This is a genomic window from Paenibacillus sp. Leaf72, from assembly GCF_001422685.1.
Taxonomy (GTDB): Bacteria; Bacillota; Bacilli; order Paenibacillales; family Paenibacillaceae; genus Pristimantibacillus.
Map to the genome: position 1 here is coordinate 512,974 of NZ_LMLV01000023.1, position 16,330 is coordinate 529,303.

Annotated in this window: 16 protein-coding genes and 3 pseudogenes; 5 read left to right on the forward strand and 14 right to left on the reverse strand. The window is 42.7% G+C overall.

Features of this window, described 5'->3' with window-relative positions; translation table 11 throughout:
- Nucleotides 1-5 precede the first annotated feature (5 nt).
- From ASF12_RS21015 to ASF12_RS21035, 5 genes are all read right to left on the reverse strand, one after another.
- Complete coding sequence (locus ASF12_RS21015; RefSeq protein WP_056038979.1) at nt 6-1,322, reverse strand: LLM class flavin-dependent oxidoreductase; 1,317 nt, start codon at nt 1,320-1,322, stop codon at nt 6-8.
- Entirely contained in the window at nt 1,319-2,332 is a 1,014-nt protein-coding gene (locus ASF12_RS21020) for an MsnO8 family LLM class oxidoreductase (protein WP_056038982.1), read from the reverse strand. Before ASF12_RS21020 ends, ASF12_RS21015 begins: the two co-directional genes overlap by 4 nt.
- A gap of 20 nt (nt 2,333-2,352) precedes the next feature.
- Nucleotides 2,353-2,844, reverse strand: coding sequence for a GNAT family N-acetyltransferase (locus ASF12_RS21025; RefSeq protein WP_056038984.1), 492 nt, complete (start codon nt 2,842-2,844; stop codon nt 2,353-2,355).
- Between the two features lie 460 nt (nt 2,845-3,304).
- Nucleotides 3,305-4,057 carry an IS4 family transposase gene (locus ASF12_RS21030; RefSeq protein ID WP_081418941.1) on the reverse strand — a complete coding sequence of 251 codons (753 nt, stop codon included), beginning with the start codon at nt 4,055-4,057 and terminating at the stop codon, nt 3,305-3,307.
- A 6-nt stretch (nt 4,058-4,063) separates the two neighbouring features.
- A complete protein-coding gene (locus tag ASF12_RS21035; protein WP_056038991.1) occupies nt 4,064-4,411 on the reverse strand; it encodes a hypothetical protein in 348 nt (115 codons plus the stop codon).
- A 359-nt stretch (nt 4,412-4,770) separates the two neighbouring features.
- On the opposite strand from ASF12_RS21035, the pseudogene ASF12_RS36630 reads away from it, so the two are divergent.
- The 4 genes and pseudogenes from ASF12_RS36630 to pdxR form a co-directional block, all read left to right on the forward strand.
- Nucleotides 4,771-5,079: pseudogene (locus ASF12_RS36630) on the forward strand (cupin domain-containing protein); the annotation flags it as partial.
- Nucleotides 5,019-5,354, forward strand: coding sequence for a helix-turn-helix transcriptional regulator (locus tag ASF12_RS36635; RefSeq protein ID WP_081418943.1), 336 nt, complete (start codon nt 5,019-5,021; stop codon nt 5,352-5,354). The pseudogene ASF12_RS36630 and the gene ASF12_RS36635, both read left to right, overlap by 61 nt.
- A gap of 72 nt (nt 5,355-5,426) precedes the next feature.
- On the forward strand, nt 5,427-6,215 hold the full coding sequence (locus tag ASF12_RS21040) for a nucleotidyltransferase domain-containing protein (RefSeq protein ID WP_056038993.1): 789 nt from the start codon (nt 5,427-5,429) through the stop codon (nt 6,213-6,215).
- Between the two features lie 225 nt (nt 6,216-6,440).
- Nucleotides 6,441-7,871, forward strand: coding sequence for a MocR-like pyridoxine biosynthesis transcription factor PdxR (pdxR, locus tag ASF12_RS21045; protein ID WP_056038995.1), 1,431 nt, complete (start codon nt 6,441-6,443; stop codon nt 7,869-7,871).
- Between the two features lie 80 nt (nt 7,872-7,951).
- On the opposite strand, the gene ASF12_RS21050 is transcribed toward pdxR, so the two are convergent.
- The 7 genes from ASF12_RS21050 to ASF12_RS21080 form a co-directional block, all read right to left on the reverse strand.
- Nucleotides 7,952-9,178: a benzoate/H(+) symporter BenE family transporter gene (locus ASF12_RS21050; protein ID WP_081418957.1), complete on the reverse strand. Its 1,227-nt coding sequence runs from the start codon at nt 9,176-9,178 to the stop codon at nt 7,952-7,954.
- A 38-nt stretch (nt 9,179-9,216) separates the two neighbouring features.
- Entirely contained in the window at nt 9,217-9,738 is a 522-nt protein-coding gene (locus ASF12_RS21055; protein ID WP_056038997.1) for a pyridoxamine 5'-phosphate oxidase family protein, read from the reverse strand.
- A gap of 293 nt (nt 9,739-10,031) precedes the next feature.
- A complete protein-coding gene (locus ASF12_RS21060) occupies nt 10,032-10,427 on the reverse strand; it encodes an Asp23/Gls24 family envelope stress response protein (RefSeq protein ID WP_056039000.1) in 396 nt (131 codons plus the stop codon).
- A 72-nt stretch (nt 10,428-10,499) separates the two neighbouring features.
- A complete protein-coding gene (locus tag ASF12_RS21065) occupies nt 10,500-11,072 on the reverse strand; it encodes a TetR/AcrR family transcriptional regulator (protein ID WP_056039004.1) in 573 nt (190 codons plus the stop codon).
- Between the two features lie 33 nt (nt 11,073-11,105).
- Nucleotides 11,106-12,248 carry an AI-2E family transporter gene (locus ASF12_RS21070; protein ID WP_056039007.1) on the reverse strand — a complete coding sequence of 381 codons (1,143 nt, stop codon included), beginning with the start codon at nt 12,246-12,248 and terminating at the stop codon, nt 11,106-11,108.
- Between the two features lie 134 nt (nt 12,249-12,382).
- Nucleotides 12,383-12,733 (reverse strand): DMT family transporter, encoded by a 351-nt coding sequence (locus ASF12_RS21075; RefSeq protein ID WP_056039009.1) that lies wholly within the window; start codon nt 12,731-12,733, stop codon nt 12,383-12,385.
- 22 nt (nt 12,734-12,755) lie between these two features.
- On the reverse strand, nt 12,756-13,019 hold the full coding sequence (locus ASF12_RS21080; RefSeq protein ID WP_442952546.1) for a DMT family transporter: 264 nt from the start codon (nt 13,017-13,019) through the stop codon (nt 12,756-12,758).
- 1,228 nt (nt 13,020-14,247) lie between these two features.
- Between ASF12_RS21080 and ASF12_RS21090 the strand changes: the two are divergent.
- Nucleotides 14,248-15,224: pseudogene (locus ASF12_RS21090) on the forward strand (IS3 family transposase).
- Between the two features lie 60 nt (nt 15,225-15,284).
- Here the strand turns inward: ASF12_RS21090 and ASF12_RS36640 are convergent.
- Nucleotides 15,285-15,380 carry a hypothetical protein gene (locus ASF12_RS36640; RefSeq protein WP_442952547.1) on the reverse strand — a complete coding sequence of 32 codons (96 nt, stop codon included), beginning with the start codon at nt 15,378-15,380 and terminating at the stop codon, nt 15,285-15,287.
- 59 nt (nt 15,381-15,439) lie between these two features.
- Nucleotides 15,440-16,260 (reverse strand): annotated as a pseudogene (locus ASF12_RS21095) (HAMP domain-containing sensor histidine kinase); the annotation flags it as partial.
- Nucleotides 16,261-16,330 lie beyond the last annotated feature (70 nt).

A 16,330-nucleotide genomic window follows, 5' to 3' on the forward strand; every position in this document is an offset into this window, starting at 1 on the left:
TCGTTTCACACGGTTTCCGTTTGGCTGTATCGATTCTGAGGAATGGGTAAGCCAAGATTTCCACGGAAGGTATCTTTGTCATATTCAGTACGGAATAATCCCCTCTGTTGAAGGATGGGGACGACAAGGTCTACAAATTCATCAAATGCGCCTGCTTCACTTTCTCCTACAATAAAACCGTCTGCAGCTCCAGTTTCAAACCATTTCTGAATTTCATCCGCAACCTTTTCCGGAGTTCCAATAAACGGATGGCGTGGGTGTGTCACCTGCAGTGCCACTTCACGGAGAGTCCAGCCATTTTCTTTTGCTTCCCTCTTGAGACGTTCTTGTCCCCCTTTAAATGCATTACTTCCTATATCACCAATATCAGGAAATGGCTGATCTAATGGAAATTGCGCGAAATCGTAATGATCAAAGAAACGTCCCAAATAATTCAAAGTATCTTCCGGACTAAGCAGATTTCCGATTTCATGAAATTTGGCGTCTGCCTCTTCTTGCGTATTGCCCAGGATGGGCTGAATACTTGGCAAAATGGAGAGCGATTCGGGATCTCTTCCCAACTCAGATGCTTGTTTCTTCAAATCTTGATAGTAATCCCTTGCATTCTCAATAGATACCAAGTTTGTGAATATGCAATCGGCATGAGCGGAGGCAAATTTGCGCCCGATGGAAGACGTTCCCGCTTGAAAGATCACCGGTTGCCCCTGCCGTGATCTTGAAATGTTCAACGGTCCACGCACCGAAAAATATTCCCCTTTATGATTCAGCGTGTGCAACTTACCTTGGTCAAAGAAAACGCCATTTTCCTTGTCACCAATAAATGCATCGTCCTCCCACGAATCCCAAAGTCCTTTGACTACCTTAAGATACTCCTCGGCAATATGATAACGATCGTCATGTTCCGGGTGTGCCTTGCCATAATTTAACGCAGAGCCTTCCAGTGGGGAGGTTACAACATTCCAGCCCGCACGGCCTTTACTGATATGATCCAGAGAGGCCAGTTGCCTGGATATTGTAAAAGGCTCGCTATAAGAGGTGGAAATTGTCGCTACCAAGCCTACATGCTTGGTCACCGTTGCCAATGCAGACAAAATCGTAAGCGGCTCGAAGCGATTAAGAAAATGAGGTAACGATTTTTCATTAATAAATAAACCGTCCGCGACAAAGAGCAAATCAAACTTGCCCAATTCCGCCTTCTGTGCCTGATGAATGTAATGATCGATGTCCACACTTGCTTTAATATTCGCTTGTGGTCTTCGCCAAGCGACATGACTTGCTCCAACTCCGGTTAATCCTAACCCTAATTTCAATTGTTTAGTCATCTAATTTTCTCTCCTTTTTGATATTGCTTTATACCAGCAGACAGCCACTCGTAGGCCTGTATTCTTTGCTCAAATTCATGAGCTGTGGGTAAAATCATCACTTCTTCAATGTTATGAAGCAGGCTGATTTCATGAATTTTGTTAAGCAACGTCTCTTTTGTTCCATAAAGAAGGCTTGTCGGTTCGGCTTTAATTGTATAGGGTTCATTGGCTTGTTGCCCTAACCGTTCAGCAAGCTCTAGCGAAAAGATGGAAATGGTTTTTCCGCTGTCGAAGTGAACCTTGTAGGTTATTTTTTCATCAGCCAGCCGCTTAGCCTCTTCTTCGGTATCGGCAAAAAGCACCGATAAGGCTAAAATGAGCCCGGGGGTTCTTCCTTTGGAGAAGTTGAACCTTGTTCTGTATACAGATAAGGAATTCTTGAGTAATTGCTCATCTCCATTAATAAAATGGGCATATACAAAAGGGAGCCCCTGTTTGGCCGCCAGCTCAGCACTGGATTCTCCTGTCCCTAGCACATGTAGCTCGGGTGGAACGGATGGTAAAGGCTGTGCCCGGAGTCCTTCAACCCCCTCCGACTGCAAGTAAAGATCCAGATGCTCCATTTTCTCAGTAAAAGGTATCGTTTCAGAATGTACTGCTGGCGACAATGCCCGCGTAGTAACTGGCAATCCTCCAGGCCCCCTCCCCACGCCAAGATCTACCCTGCCAGGAGCCAGCACAGACAACAAATTGAAGTTCTCCGCAACCTTGTATGGACTATAGTGCTGAAGCATCACACCGCCGGAACCTATACGTATACGATCGGTTTTGGAAATCAAATGAGAAATGAACACCTCGGGAGAAGATCCAGCCAATACTTCGGAGCCATGGTGCTCTGATACCCAGAAGCGATGAAATCCCAGTTCATCCGCTTTTTGCGCCAATCTTACTGTGTTCAATATTCCCTGTGCCGGATTTTCCCCTTCATTTGTAGGACTGCGGTCCAGCACGCTCAATTTAATGGACATCTGCTTCACCTCATTTTCGATTACAAGTTTTTTTTGAGAATTACAGAACTTCCACGTTCCCCTTTTTCACTTTCAAATACCAGTTCATATCCCCGTCTTTTGTACATGTCAATCAGCCAAGGGTGGCGAGTCGAGGTTGCCAAGGTAACCGCTGATGCTCGCAAGTCCCGGCGAATGATCGCCTCTACCTCGTCAAGCAATCTTCCACCTATTCCCTTTCTTTCATAGCTGGGATCCGTAGCAAACCACCATATAAACGGGAAGTCGTACGGGTAATCTATCACTTTTCGAACCGACTCGGCCTTCGCAACTGAGACCGTAGAAATGATTACATTATCAATTAGTAAAATGTAGCACCGATTAAGATTGATATTGTTTTCCACCATGTTCAGATCTGCTGAAGCAGCCGGAAAATCAAGCCCAAGTTCGCGTATTGATTCGTATGCCCGATGCGTCAATTCCAAAATCCGTGGGGCATCTGTAAGCGTGGCTAATCTGATCACCTCTGCCATTGGGGGTCTTCCTTTCCTCTATAATTAATTAAACATATAAAAATAATCGGATTTATAAGCGCAGTGAGTGTAACTATTTCAGTTTCATTTAAGGCATAAAAAAAGAAACACCCCTCCTGTCTTTGGAATGTTTCCGCTAGTACGGTCAACATAATCGCGTAAATTATGTACTTGAAACAGGCACTCATTAATTTATTCCGATAGAACTAATATAGTTACAGTCATTCAATTTGTCAACTGATTAATTTAACTTCTTACCATTCATATTTAAATTTTGTTATCAAACCCCTTCATAAAATCTCTGAGCAGCGGTATTATCAGCATCAACCAACAAATAACTTAATTATTTTTAAACAATACGAGAAGTTGCCTGCATTCTGGACGGTTTATGCTCATTTTCACTTCCTGAACGCTTAACATCTTTTTCTCACAGCCTTTCATAAGTTCAGCCATTGCGCTTTTAGGGATCAGTAGCATCACGAACATATTGCTTGCTCAAATCGAAGCGGTTGGTTACCAAAAAGAGTAGATTACCTTCTGAGTCATGGGTTTGTACCATGCGCAGAACCGACTTCATTTTTTTCTGCTGCGATCCAATTCGGACATGCCAATCGGCTGAAACCACGCTGTCATCTGGGATCACGAGTTCCTTCAGCGGCTCAATATGCGTATTGCTTTTCAAACGAGTGACGAACCAAATTCCGTCTCGGCAGTAGCGATCAAAGGCCGCGTAGTCGATATAACCGCGGTCAAACACATAGGTAACTCCCGGTTCATGAACAAGCTCATCCAACTGAGTGCGGTCATTTTTCTTCGCTACGGTCACAGTCGCCTTCTCCGGGATCACATCCTGTTCACTGAGAAAGCAAAGACGCATATGAATTTTAATACCGGCCTTTGTCTTGCGGAACTCAGCCCACTTGAATTTTTGCAGACACAACGTCACCGTAGTCGAGTCGATGATTTTGATCTTGTAACGGTGGGCAGACGTACCTCGGCGTGACAACGCAAGTTTAGCCAGTTGTTCGAATACCTGTCGCAATATCTCTGGATCAACCTGCTTATGTTTGCGGCTGAGCTGAGCAGCCGAAATTGAGGTCAGACCAAGCTCACGCTGCAAGTCTTCACATAAGAGATCGTCAGCGATATGACGCAAGCCTTCGCGTCCTTGCAACTGCTTTTGCAGATATGACAGAAATAATTGAAGATTCAGGAAACATTAATGCAACGCTAGTGCTTTACGGTAATAAATACTAACACTTTGTGCAATGAGTACTGGAAAAAGACCGATTAAAGCTGCTGGAAAACCTGCAGGCATGAGCAGGGCCGATACAAAAATTAACAGTCCTTGTATGAGAAAGTATACCCATGGTCGATTTTTAACGAGACTATGACTGTTCCAATGAAAAACGGCATGCAGCGAAATCACTACTGAAAATATTAAACTCTGCACTAAACGCGGATCTAGCATATTCTGCAAAATAATGGTTGCTGCATAAACAAGCCCCACCCATAATAAAATAGGAGCCCTTGATATGCTTAGCTCATATATCCTGTTTCTTTCCATCTCCCCACCTCTTTATGTACCATTATATATATGCAAATCCAAAAATATAAATGTACGTTGGTACATGCCCGTTCGTACAAGGAGATAACGACTCCCAGTGCTTGCTGCCATTAAATATAAGCAGGATACTTTACCTATTTGTGATTGATGTTAAAATGTGTCACGAAATCCTCTTCGCTAATAAGTGCCATTCCTAGCTAGCTTAGTGGCATCCTTTTAGAAAAAGCATCCATTCGGATCATTTTATCGATTATGAAATGGAGAATCAGCCATGAGACCAAGCCCGTTTCTCAAAGGACGTAACCTTTTCGTTTCTCATACTTCAATCATAGTGACTTTTAGCAGAGAAACACCTTTTTTTAATTCAGCATCAGCATAACTTTGTGGAGATCGCATATGTAGCGGAAGGCGAAGGTATTCATTTCATCGAAAACAAGAAATTTCTAGTTTCACGAGGCGATGTGTTTATCATACCCAGGGGAGTAGCACATGTGTTTCAGCCCTTTGATTTATTAGGCCAACATCCGTTTAAGGTGTGGAATTGCATCTATAAACCCTTCCGGAAATTAGCGAATATCAATATCCAATCCATACGACGTTGCAGTATATGGTATCCCATTTCAACAAACCTTTATCGGCGAGCGAAATCAGTCATCAAGCAGCTTTGAGTCTTCGGCATTTCCAGCGTCTATTCAAGCAAATAACGGGAGCATCCTTTATCAAGATGCTGCAACATATTCGAATACTGTACAGCGTATGGCTACTGCAACACACTGACCGAAGCATACAATCAATCGGACAGGAGGTCGGCATTAGCGACATGAAACACTTTTATTATTTATTTCAAAAACGTTTGGGCATGACGCCCGCAGCATTTCGAATACAACATGATATTCCATTTGCCAACACATTTTTTGATGAATTATCCGTTTGGCATGAATGACTATAGATGTATTCCTTCCTTTTGTTTAAGGTTACGATGAGAGCATCAAAAAAATGAAAGCGAGGCTGGAATATGTATATGCACCATAAGCAATCGCTGGACCATTTCGTAGAAACGCTGAAATCTGATCCCCACCTATTAGCCGTGATAACGGCTGGGTCTATCGCCAAAGGTTCGGCCAAGGAAACATCAGATATCGACGTTTATTTGCTTGTCACGGATCAAGAATTTGAAGAGCGGAAGAAAACCAATGCATTGTCTTACACCACTCATGAATTTTGCAAATATGAAGATGGCTATATAGATGTCAAAATCATCAATATGCGGTTTCTGGAGCTGGCAGCCGAGAAAGGCAGCGAGCCGACTCGCGCTTCGTTTACAGGTTCGCAGGCTTACTACTCCATCGTTCCAGGGTTAAATGAACTGCTAACCAAAATATCAGTATATCCTGAGCAGAATAGAAACCAAAACATTAAAGATTTTCAAGCACAGGTGATGCTTTACGGTTATTATTTTGCAGGGGAAGCCGTCAAAAAGGATAACCCGTACCTACTGTCACATGCCGTCAGCAATCTGGTCTTATTCGGAAGCCGAATCATCTTAGCGCACAATCGGATATTGTTTCCTTGCCACAAGTCCATGATGGCTGAAGTCGAAAAAGCACCAGAAAAACCGCATGCCTTTATCGGCCTTTGCCATGAGCTGCTGTTAAATCCGACCCATGAAAAATGCATGGAATTAACGGAGGTCACACTAGGTTTTCTAGACTTGGAATTATCGTCTGAGCAGGCGGTCACTCTATTTATTCAGAACAATGAATGGAACTGGGTGGATCAGTCCCCTCCTTTGCAAGACAGATAGCTAGCTAGATAAATCAAAAAACAGCCGCTGAAGCTTCAACGGTTCAGAGGCTGTTGCTGTTACTATTGCTATTTCAGTTCTATGGTTCAGTAAAACCGCGATCATATTGCTTGATCAACTATAGCCATGCTAGTATATCAATTAATGGAATGCTATAAAATATACATATTGAAGTAAATAGAACATTCCATATTTTTAACGCAAATACAACTAGAGGTGAAACAGATGCTCAAAGTTAACCGTGACGACGAACGCCCCATTTGGCAGCAGCTGCTTGACCAAGCGATCCATAATATTACAACCGGAAAATGGCCTCCAGGCGAATTGCTGCTGCCTTCTCGCGAACTTGCGCTGCTCATCGGTGTCTCTCGCTCAACTATACAGATTGTTTATGAGGAATTATTCAGTCGTGGGTACACGGTTACTTCCCGGCGCGGCGGAACAAGGGTAAGTGACTGGACCCACAAGACCCGTATTATGGAGGATGTTATAACTCGAGGACCCGTTACCCCCGAGCTGCCTTTATTAAACGATGCAGTCAGCCAGTTGCAAAACTGGTTTAGAGGCAAGGAAAACAAAAATGTGGAGATCGATTTCAGCCCACACGAGCCTTATTTGGATCAACATTTTCAAACAAACTGGAGACACTCGTTTTTACAAGCCTCCAAAGAAACAGACCTGACCAGCTGGGCTTACGGCAACCCCTATGGTTTCGTGCCGCTGCGAGAGCAGATTCAACGTTATTTGTCACTGGAGCGAGGCGTCCACGTTCATATCGATCAAATTATATTAACTTCGGGCGCACAGCATAGTCTGGATTTAATCGCCCAAGCCCTATTAAATGAAGGAGAAACCGTTTGCGTTGAAGATCCCGGCTTCCCCGCTTCATGGATGGCGATGAAATATCGGCGGATGAATGTTGTTCCCGTCCCTGTCGACGATTACGGGCTACAAATTGACCGCATTCCTCCTCAATCAAAGCTTGTTTATGTTACGCCTTCACATCAGTGTGCAGCTGGAGTAATCATGTCGGAGCCCCGCAGACAGCAATTGCTGCATATGGCGGCTCAACAACAATTTTGGATTGTGGAGGACGACTACGATAGCGAGTTTCGATATCGTGGCGACCCACTCCCAACCTTGTTTAGCCAGCAGCCTCAAAACACGCTGTATATGATGAGCTTTTCCAAAATGGTCGCTCCTGGCATTCGTATATCAGCGATCGTTGGCCCAACGGAGGCCATTCGCCAGCTTGCCCATGTTCATGAATTAACCTATCGCCATCTACCGATTATGGAGCAATTGACGCTTGCTCATTTTATCGAGCACGGGCATTTCATGCGCCATATGAGAAGAGTCAGAAATGTATATCGGCGCAGACACGAAGCCATGACAAAGGCTATCATCGCGACCGGTCTAAGTGCACGTTTTAAACTTAGCGGTGTAGAGACGGGATTACATATGCTTCTTGAAGCTGAAGACTCGTTTGATGAAGAATCCGCAACGAACCAAGCGCTCGAAAAAGGCATACGTGTTTATCCACTTAGCAAGTATTGCTTGGAAAGCGATCGAAAAGGATGGGTGCTAGGCTTTGCTAAAGTAGATGAGTCCGCAATAGAGACAGGCATTCATCGTCTTGCGGAGCTGCTTTTATAATTTAAGCAGCTCCGGCTAAGCTTAACAATTCCCATCCCTTTTTAGCCCATTTGCACCTGTATTCAGTTTCATGCCGCTTATTATTTTTGTTCAGCTTGTTGTATTCCACTCGTCCTATATTGTTTGTGGCGAAATTGTCCGTGTATCAATATATGCGCAGCCAAACCTGCAACCAGACCCCAGAATGCACCGCCAACACCAAGTAAAGTAACATTTGCAGCCGTTGCTAAAAAAGTAATCAGTGCTGTCTCACGACCCTTGGGCTCAGTTAAAGCGCCCGCAAGGCTGCTGCCAATTGTCCCAAGCAATGCGAGCCCCGCTAACGTCGCGATGAAGGCAGCTGGAAGAATCAGAAACAGAGCTGCCAGCGTCACACCAAATATGCCAACAACCATGTAAAAAATGCCGCAGGCAATACCCGCAATGTAACGTTTTGTTGAATCCTCATGCGCATCTTTACCTGTACAAATCGCCGCTGTAATGGCTGCTACATTGAAAGCATGCGAGCCAAATGGCGCTGCAAAGAGTGAGCCCAAACCCGTTACGATCAAAATTGGATTCGCACTCGTCTTAAACCCATCATTTCGCAAGACTAGCATCCCGGGCATATATTGTCCCGTCAATGTAATAATGAACAACGGCAAGGCAACACCTAATAACGCATGAAACGAAAACTCAGGAACAATGAATACCGGCGACGCGATAGCTAATTTGATCGTGCTGAAATCTACTTTTCCCAAGCTGATTAAATAAATAAGCCCAATTACTAAAATACCGACAATAGCATAACGGGACGTATACCTTCTTAATAGTACATAAGCAGCAAACAAGACAATGACCAGCAGAGGATCAACTTTCGCTCCTCCAAAGGCTGAAATACCAAACTGCAGTAAAATGCCTGCCAGCAGACCAGAAGCAATACCTGGAGGAATCATCCTGACGAACCTTTCGAACATTCCCGATATGCCTAAAACAATAAATCCTAAAGCAGAGATGATATAAGCGCCAATTGCTTCCTCATAGGGGGTTATCGCTAATACAGAAACCAGAAAAGCTACACCTGGTGTTGACCAAGCTGTAATAATCGGTTCACGGTATCGATAGCTTAGCCATATACCCGTTATCCCCACACCAACGGAAATCGACAATATCCATGAAGCGGTCATTTCGGGACTCAGACCCGCCACTTTTGCCGCCTGAAACACGAGAATAAATGTCCCACCGTAGTTGACAATGACAGATATTAAAGCAGCTATAATGGGCGATATCCAATCACGGCCATGCAGTGAAGATGATGTAGTGTTCATTTGCACTCTCTTCAACATTTTTAACAACCTCTTTTTTCTTATTTGTACATTTTTTCTTCCTCGATCGGATTTGCTTTCGCCGTTATATGATAAGGATCGACTCGGTATACTTGAACAGGGGAATTGAATATAGCAGACCTATATTTGTCTACATGCTGCTTGGACAAGGGACGGTTATAGTAACCAGGCACATATTTTTGAAGCATTTCCTGCAGCATATATGTAGCTTCGTCCAGATCATCTATAAGCTCGGCCTTTCCGAAAATCATAACACTCATATATGCCGTGTCTGTCTTAGCTGGTACTGGATCGGTAATAGTTCCATATTCTTCACAAACCGTAAAACAGACCTCTGGATTCGCACTCATGACCTGATTGCGCCTCCCGCCTGTGGCTCCATGAAAATAAAGCTTCCCCTTTGCCCAAACAAAATTAAGCGGAACAACATATGGCAGCTGACCATCAACCATACCAAGATGGCCAATTCTCGCTTTAAGCAGAAAGGCTTCTATCTTGTCACTGTCCAACACTTCTCTTATCTTGTAACGAACTCCATCCATTCTCAACCACTCCTCAAATACTGAATTTTCGTAAGTATATCAGTCATTGGAATGAATAAGTACATCCAAAAGCATAGTAATTGAGCAATCCATATTTTTAACAAAGCAGATCCTTTTTGAAAAATCATCTAATGGACGGTATAGCCGATGTGGGAAAGGCTCGCCAGGCTTATAGAGTGGACAAACAAATGCCCAGCGTTCTACTTCGAAGTAGAATGCTGGACATTTGTGAGCAAAAACTTTTTATTCGATGCAACCAACGATCTTGCAATAATTTAGTTGTATAAACTCGATTAACTGATGGGCTCCAGCCGTGAAATGAGCATCTTTTCTGAGACGTTTTGCTCTATTATGGATATCCCCTGAACCTTGACGTTGACATTGCTGACGGATAAACCGGTTAATTTCTCAACCGTTTCTCTCACATTATGCTGCAATTCCCTACAAACATCATGCATTTTGACACCGTAATGAATAACAATCTTTAAGTTAATCTCTAATTTTGCTTCGACTGTTTTAAGCTCAATTCCGCTCTGAAGGCTTTTCCCGCTTAACTTATTGGTAATTCCTTCAACGATTCCTGTCGACATAGAAGCAATACCGCTGGTGGTGCTTGCTGCCATACCGACAATTTTAGAAACGGCATTATAGGAAATCTTAATGGTTCCCATAAGATTTTGGATCAACATTTTGCTTCCTCCTATCCACTCATTAGAGAGAGAATGATGTTTTAATTTTAGCAGCTCTTTTTATGCTCTATTTTATGACTTATTGACTTTGAAGCCATTGAAGAAAGTATCAACAACCAGCGCCGCAGCGGAATTTTTAGCGAGATTGCCCTCCTGAACCTGCTGCCATGTCAGGAATAGCAGCGAATAAAGTACATTTATTATCCACTCCTTGCTGACCCCTTGCTGGAAATAACCTTTTTGTTGTAAAAGCTCGATTACGTGCAATATGGGTTCTCTCAGCTTCTTATCGGCTTCTTCTATTTCCTTATTGTAATGCAATGAAGTATCGTGATCGAGAAAATAAATTTTGTCTCCTAAAGGAATCAGAGCTTCGATCAGCTCCGGAATATAGCTTTCACAGTTCTCCTCTTTTATAGGAATTTGGCTTAAGGTTTCAGTTACAACGTCGATAGCTCGAAATCCTAAATGTACCATCAATTGCTCTCTGCTCTCAACATAACGATGCAAGGTTGCAATCCCAATTCCAATCCCTTCCGCAATCTCAGCCATTGAAGCATTGGGCTTCTCAACAAGCAGCGATGTAGCCATATCCAAAATCGAATTAAGTCTTAATTGCTTTATTGCCGACATCTCTTTTTTCATCATGATCTCCTCCTTATTCAGACGTTACAATAGCTAGTTATGCTTCTGATCATACATACCGGAACTATTTTTGAACCAGTTGAACATATGTGACACACATACTTTAAGCACGGCGTATCCCGGAACCGCAAGCAGGATACCTACCACACCAAACAGGTTGCCTGAGGTCAGAATGACGAAAATAATCGTAATCGGATGGATCTTGAGCGTTTTGCCCATAATCTGTGGCGAGATGAATTTACCCTCGATTAGCTGCACGATCGTCCAAACTACTACCATCTTAAGCAGCAACACCGGAGAAGTAACCAGAGCCACGATCAGTGCAGGCGTAATCGCAATTGCAGGACCCAAATACGGTACAACGCTGGTGAACGCTGCGATAACCGCGAGAATAAGCGCATAATCCAGACCAATAATCTTATAGCCGATATATAGGAGAATGCCGATGCAAAAGCTAATGATAATCTGTCCACGAATGAACGAACTGATCTGGTGGCTGATATCTTCCAGCACATGCATGGCACCTGTACGACTCTTAATTGGCAGAAAAGACATTATTTTTTGCGGAAGCTTTTTGCCGTCTTTCAACAAATAGAACAGAATAAATGGAACCGTTACAATGGACAGCACTGTCTCGGTGAAAGCTCCGAGGAACTCGCCCACTTTATTCCATGCAGAGTTCAGCATTTCAGTAGCTTTCTGCGAAATGGTACTCCACCAATCCTGTGAATTAAGATGAAAGGTTTCCTGGACTTGACTGAACAGCTGGCTGCCCGCCAGTTTCTCAAACTGCTTGCTTACATCCTCACTGTACATCGGTAAATTATCAATGAGTCCCGTAATCTGGTCGCGCAGTACCGGAATGACTGCCAGCACCACCACAGTCAAGATCCCCCCGGTGGCAAGATATAGAATCAGAATGGACCAGCCCCGCTTGATTTTCCACCTTTCCATTAAATCCACAATCGGATTCAGCAGATAATAGAGGATACCCGACAGGATAATCGGCAGCACGATCGTCTTGATCAGTACAGCGAGCGGATGCAGGAGAAATGATACCTTGGTGAGAACCATCACATTCAGCCCAACCAGCAGCAGGATTAGCAGAAAGAGGACAAATTTATTGTTTAGAAAAAATCGCTTAAACCGATCCTGCCAAACTTTTGGGTATTCCATATTTGTGTCTTCCTCTCCAATGTATCCTTAGTCTATCGTTTCATCATTAAAGTCTCTTGTATAAGCCAAATGGACTTATATAGAGTGGCTTGGCGCAGCGTTTGAAGATGTCCCCACAAGTCATTTAGTTTAATTTATTTAGAATCACCAGTAGCTCGCTGCGTTCCTGGTAAAGTGTTGAGAAGAACAACTCCACCTATAATGAAAAGGAGTCCCAATCCCGTAAGCCATCCAAATGGTTCATTCCATATGAACACACCGAGTAGTGCAGTTAATGCTGTTCCAACGCCAGCCCAAATGGCATAAACTAAACTTAAGGACAATGTTCTCAAACAAAGGGATAAGAACAAAAAGGCTGACCCCATTCCAATAATCAAACCGATTACGGGTAATACATTAGTAAAACCATCCGATGCCTTAAGCATTGAGGCGCCAAAAACTTCACCAATTATTGCTATACATAAATATACATAACCTTTTTTCATGTATTTACCTCCCCGTATTTAATTAATCAGTGGCAAGCTTCATTAAAACAACACCAACAATGATAAACGTTAGTCCAGCAATTTTTGGCAAGCTAACCGACTCTTTATACATGACTATTCCAATCAATGAAGTAAGCGCAGTACCCGCCCCAGCCCAAATGGAATATGCCGTACCTAACGGTATGGTTTCTAACGATAAAGCAAGACCAAAAAATGCTAATCCCAACCCTACGATTACCCCGATCGTTGGATATAGCCTTTTAAAGCCATCTGATAATTTCAACATCGAGCTGCCAAAAACTTCAGCCACAATGGCCAATGCAAGGATTAAATATGAATTCAAAATTATCGCCTTCTAAGTATTCACTGTTTCAATCTATAACTGATTGCCAGACTATGCGACCCACTATGCGAACAAATCGCACAGCCCCCTTCAATCAAGGTCTGGGCAATGATCATGTAATCCTGCTCCATACGATCAATCTGGGCCAATAGGTCTTGAACGAGCTTTTTTAATACTCTTTCCTTACTTGTTAATGAAAAAAGTGATAGATAAATGTATCATTAGATTTAACAATAGATCATTTAGAGGCCGTAGTCAATTCGATATTATTCCTTACTGTTGAGGGTAGATTTTCAATTCAGATAACCACCATTCGCTAGAACTTAGATCACACTGTATTGTTCAACATAGCTCCAAAATAAAAGGCCCCCTCTTCCCACTTGGCAGCGGAAATAGGAGGCCTAATTAGAGCATTAATTTAAGGGTTTGTTCAGCTCGAATAGATTTATAGTCAAGCGGATTGCGAAACTAGCTAGGGGTCGGACTTCTTTTTTTGTCTAAATTGATCATTTACAGGCTCTATGAAAATTTCATGAAATCCTCTGCAGAAATCAGTTCTCTGATGAACTTCGTGGCCCCTTGTATCACTTGATCGATTACGGTAGGTATCCCTTAGTGGTATTTACTTGCCATTTTCTTGCGAAATATAGGCTGAGGGTGGTATTCCCAAAAAAAGCGACAAAGAAAAACTATGATCAAACGTTTATGAGACAAGTGGGTAAGATAATTCAAGAAGAGGGAAAAAGCTCGCTGTGTTAAAATCCATGATTAAAATCTAAACTTCTCATGCTTATTTTTTCTTAGGCATGGATTTTATAAATACAATTAAGCCTCCAATACACATTCCAACTATAGCCCAACCTGCGATAAAAAATATCGAATTCATTGTATAAGCCTCCTCTTGTTGTTGCACAAATAAAATCAGACTTTCAAACACAAAATGAAACATTAATAAATTGAAATATAAAGCTCCTGACAGAGGTTTTAGATCCAAAGCAGAAGCACATCAATATCGTTAACAAAACCAACCTATACATCTAGCATTATTTATCCCAATTGTATCATGTACCTCAATGTTTATGCTAATCCATATGATCTAGTGGATCGTCTACACTTAGTTGGACAATAAAAATGAGGGCTTGTAAAATAAACCTATCATACTAAGGAGCGGATCTCTACAATGCCGAATCAACGACGTACGTTTACAGCAGAGTTCAAGAAACAAATGGTGCTACTATATGAAAACGGAAAATCCAGAGCAGATTTGGTGGAGGAATATGGTCTCACCAGATCGGCTTTGGATCGCTGGATTAAACAAGGCCAAACAACAGGCTCTTTCTCAGAGAAGGACAATCGCTCGCCAGAAGAAAAGGAGTTACTTACTTTACGCAAAGAAGTTCAACGCCTCAAAATGGAAAACGATATTTTAAAGCAAGCGGCGCTGATCATGGGACGAAAGTAGCTATCATCCAGAAAAACCGTGATAAATACTCGGTATCAGCAAGGTGTAACGTCCTGCAAATCGCAAAAAGCACGTTTTACTATGAAGCAAGCGAACAGTCGCTAGAAGACGAAGTGACCACAGTCATTGTGGACATTTTTCAGAAAAATCGAAAAGCATACGGCACCCGAAAGATCAAAGCTAAGCTTCATGAGCGAGGACTCGTGGTTTCCAAGCGCCGAATTGGTCGGATTATGAACGAACTGGGGCTGGTTTCGACATACACGGTGGCACAGTATAAGCCCCATAAAACCGCTTGTAATGAAGCGGCTACCTCCAATACACTGAACCGCGACCATAGTGCTGGTCCTCATAAGGACGCAGCGCTGGTTTCCCGCGCCTTTGCGACCGTGAAAGGTGATCTGCGTCGGATTCAGTGGTTTCATACTGACCGTAGCAGCGAGTTTAAAAACCAAAAGATGGATGAGCTTTTAGAGACGTTTGAAATTGGACGATCGCTGAGTGCGAAAGGTTGCCCCTATGACAACGCTGTGGCCGAAGCCACCTATAAAATCATGAAAACGGAGTTCGTGAATCAGATGAACTTTCAGAGTCTTTGTCACTTGGAGCTGGAGCTATACGATTATGTTCATTGGTTCAATCAACATCGTATTCATGGAACTTTAGGCTATATGACGCCTGTTTAGTATCGCCTTACAGCCCTTAAAAAAGTTGTTTGATTTACTGTTGACAATCCATTATCCAGTTTATCTACAGAAGATGACGGTAAATTTACTGCCCTTACCTTGCTCGCTGTGAACGATAATATTGCCTTGGCAAAGTTCTACTATGCGTTTTACCAAAGGAAGTCCCAGTCCATACCCTTTTTTGGAATGAGATGCATCCCCCTGAAAAAACTTANATAATATTGCCTTGGCAAAGTTCTACTATGCGTTTTACCAAAGGAAGTCCCAGTCCATACCCTTTTTTGGAATGAGATGCATCCCCCTGAAAAAACTTATCATAAAGATGGGCTTTCGTATGTTCATCCATGCCAACCCCATAATCCTGGATACTRAAATGAATTTCTTCATTAACTATGGCAAGGGTGATTTCGATCATACCAGCTTTGTGGGAAAAWTTAATTGCATTATCCACCAGATTGATCCAAATCTGCTGTAGCATTTCTTCATTGCTACTATAAATAACTTTATCTAACTCCAGATTTATGGTGATGTCTTTGTCTGACCACTTGGGCTCCAATAAAATGATGCTCCTTCTGATCTGTTCATCCAGCCTAAATGGGACTTTATCCATCATAATCTCWAGATTCTCGTATTTTGCCAAAGTAAGAACATTGCTGGAAAGCATGGCTAAACGCTCGGATTCCTTAATGATAATGTCCAGATAATCTTGCCTTTCTTCCTCAGATAGCGGATTTTCTTTAAGAATTTTGGCAAAACCGCGAACCGAKACAATAGGTGTTTTGAATTCATGCGAAAAGTTGTTAATAAAATCACTTCGCAGCGTTTCAATACCTGACAGYTCTTTAGTCATTTTGTTGAAGCTCTCCGACAATTCTTCCAACTCTCCAATACCTTTCAAATTCACCTTAACGCTAAAATCGCCATCCGCAACCCTATGGATCGAATCAATGACCTTTCGTATGGGATTCAAGGCTTTTTTGCTGAGAAAAGCAGTAAGTGCGGTTCCTATTAAAACACATAAGCCAAAGAGAAACAAAATCGAGAGCAGACGTTCACCGAATCCTTGACTCGGGGAAGGCGTAAGTGAAATAACACCGATATACTGT

Coding starts and splice junctions, on each gene's coding strand:
- ASF12_RS21015 (WP_056038979.1), bottom strand. CDS start 1,322: ATGACTAAACAATTGAAATTAGGGTTAGGATTAACCGGAGTTGGAGCA.
- ASF12_RS21020 (WP_056038982.1), bottom strand. CDS start 2,332: ATGTCCATTAAATTGAGCGTGCTGGACCGCAGTCCTACAAATGAAGGG.
- ASF12_RS21025 (WP_056038984.1), bottom strand. CDS start 2,844: ATGGCAGAGGTGATCAGATTAGCCACGCTTACAGATGCCCCACGGATT.
- ASF12_RS21035 (WP_056038991.1), bottom strand. CDS start 4,411: ATGGAAAGAAACAGGATATATGAGCTAAGCATATCAAGGGCTCCTATT.
- ASF12_RS36635 (WP_081418943.1), top strand. CDS start 5,019: ATGGTATCCCATTTCAACAAACCTTTATCGGCGAGCGAAATCAGTCAT.
- ASF12_RS21040 (WP_056038993.1), top strand. CDS start 5,427: ATGTATATGCACCATAAGCAATCGCTGGACCATTTCGTAGAAACGCTG.
- pdxR (WP_056038995.1), top strand. CDS start 6,441: ATGCTCAAAGTTAACCGTGACGACGAACGCCCCATTTGGCAGCAGCTG.
- ASF12_RS21050 (WP_081418957.1), bottom strand. CDS start 9,178: ATGAACACTACATCATCTTCACTGCATGGCCGTGATTGGATATCGCCC.
- ASF12_RS21055 (WP_056038997.1), bottom strand. CDS start 9,738: ATGGATGGAGTTCGTTACAAGATAAGAGAAGTGTTGGACAGTGACAAG.
- ASF12_RS21060 (WP_056039000.1), bottom strand. CDS start 10,427: ATGTTGATCCAAAATCTTATGGGAACCATTAAGATTTCCTATAATGCC.
- ASF12_RS21065 (WP_056039004.1), bottom strand. CDS start 11,072: ATGAAAAAAGAGATGTCGGCAATAAAGCAATTAAGACTTAATTCGATT.
- ASF12_RS21070 (WP_056039007.1), bottom strand. CDS start 12,248: ATGGAATACCCAAAAGTTTGGCAGGATCGGTTTAAGCGATTTTTTCTA.
- ASF12_RS21075 (WP_056039009.1), bottom strand. CDS start 12,733: ATGAAAAAAGGTTATGTATATTTATGTATAGCAATAATTGGTGAAGTT.
- ASF12_RS21080 (WP_442952546.1), bottom strand. CDS start 13,019: ATGTTGAAATTATCAGATGGCTTTAAAAGGCTATATCCAACGATCGGG.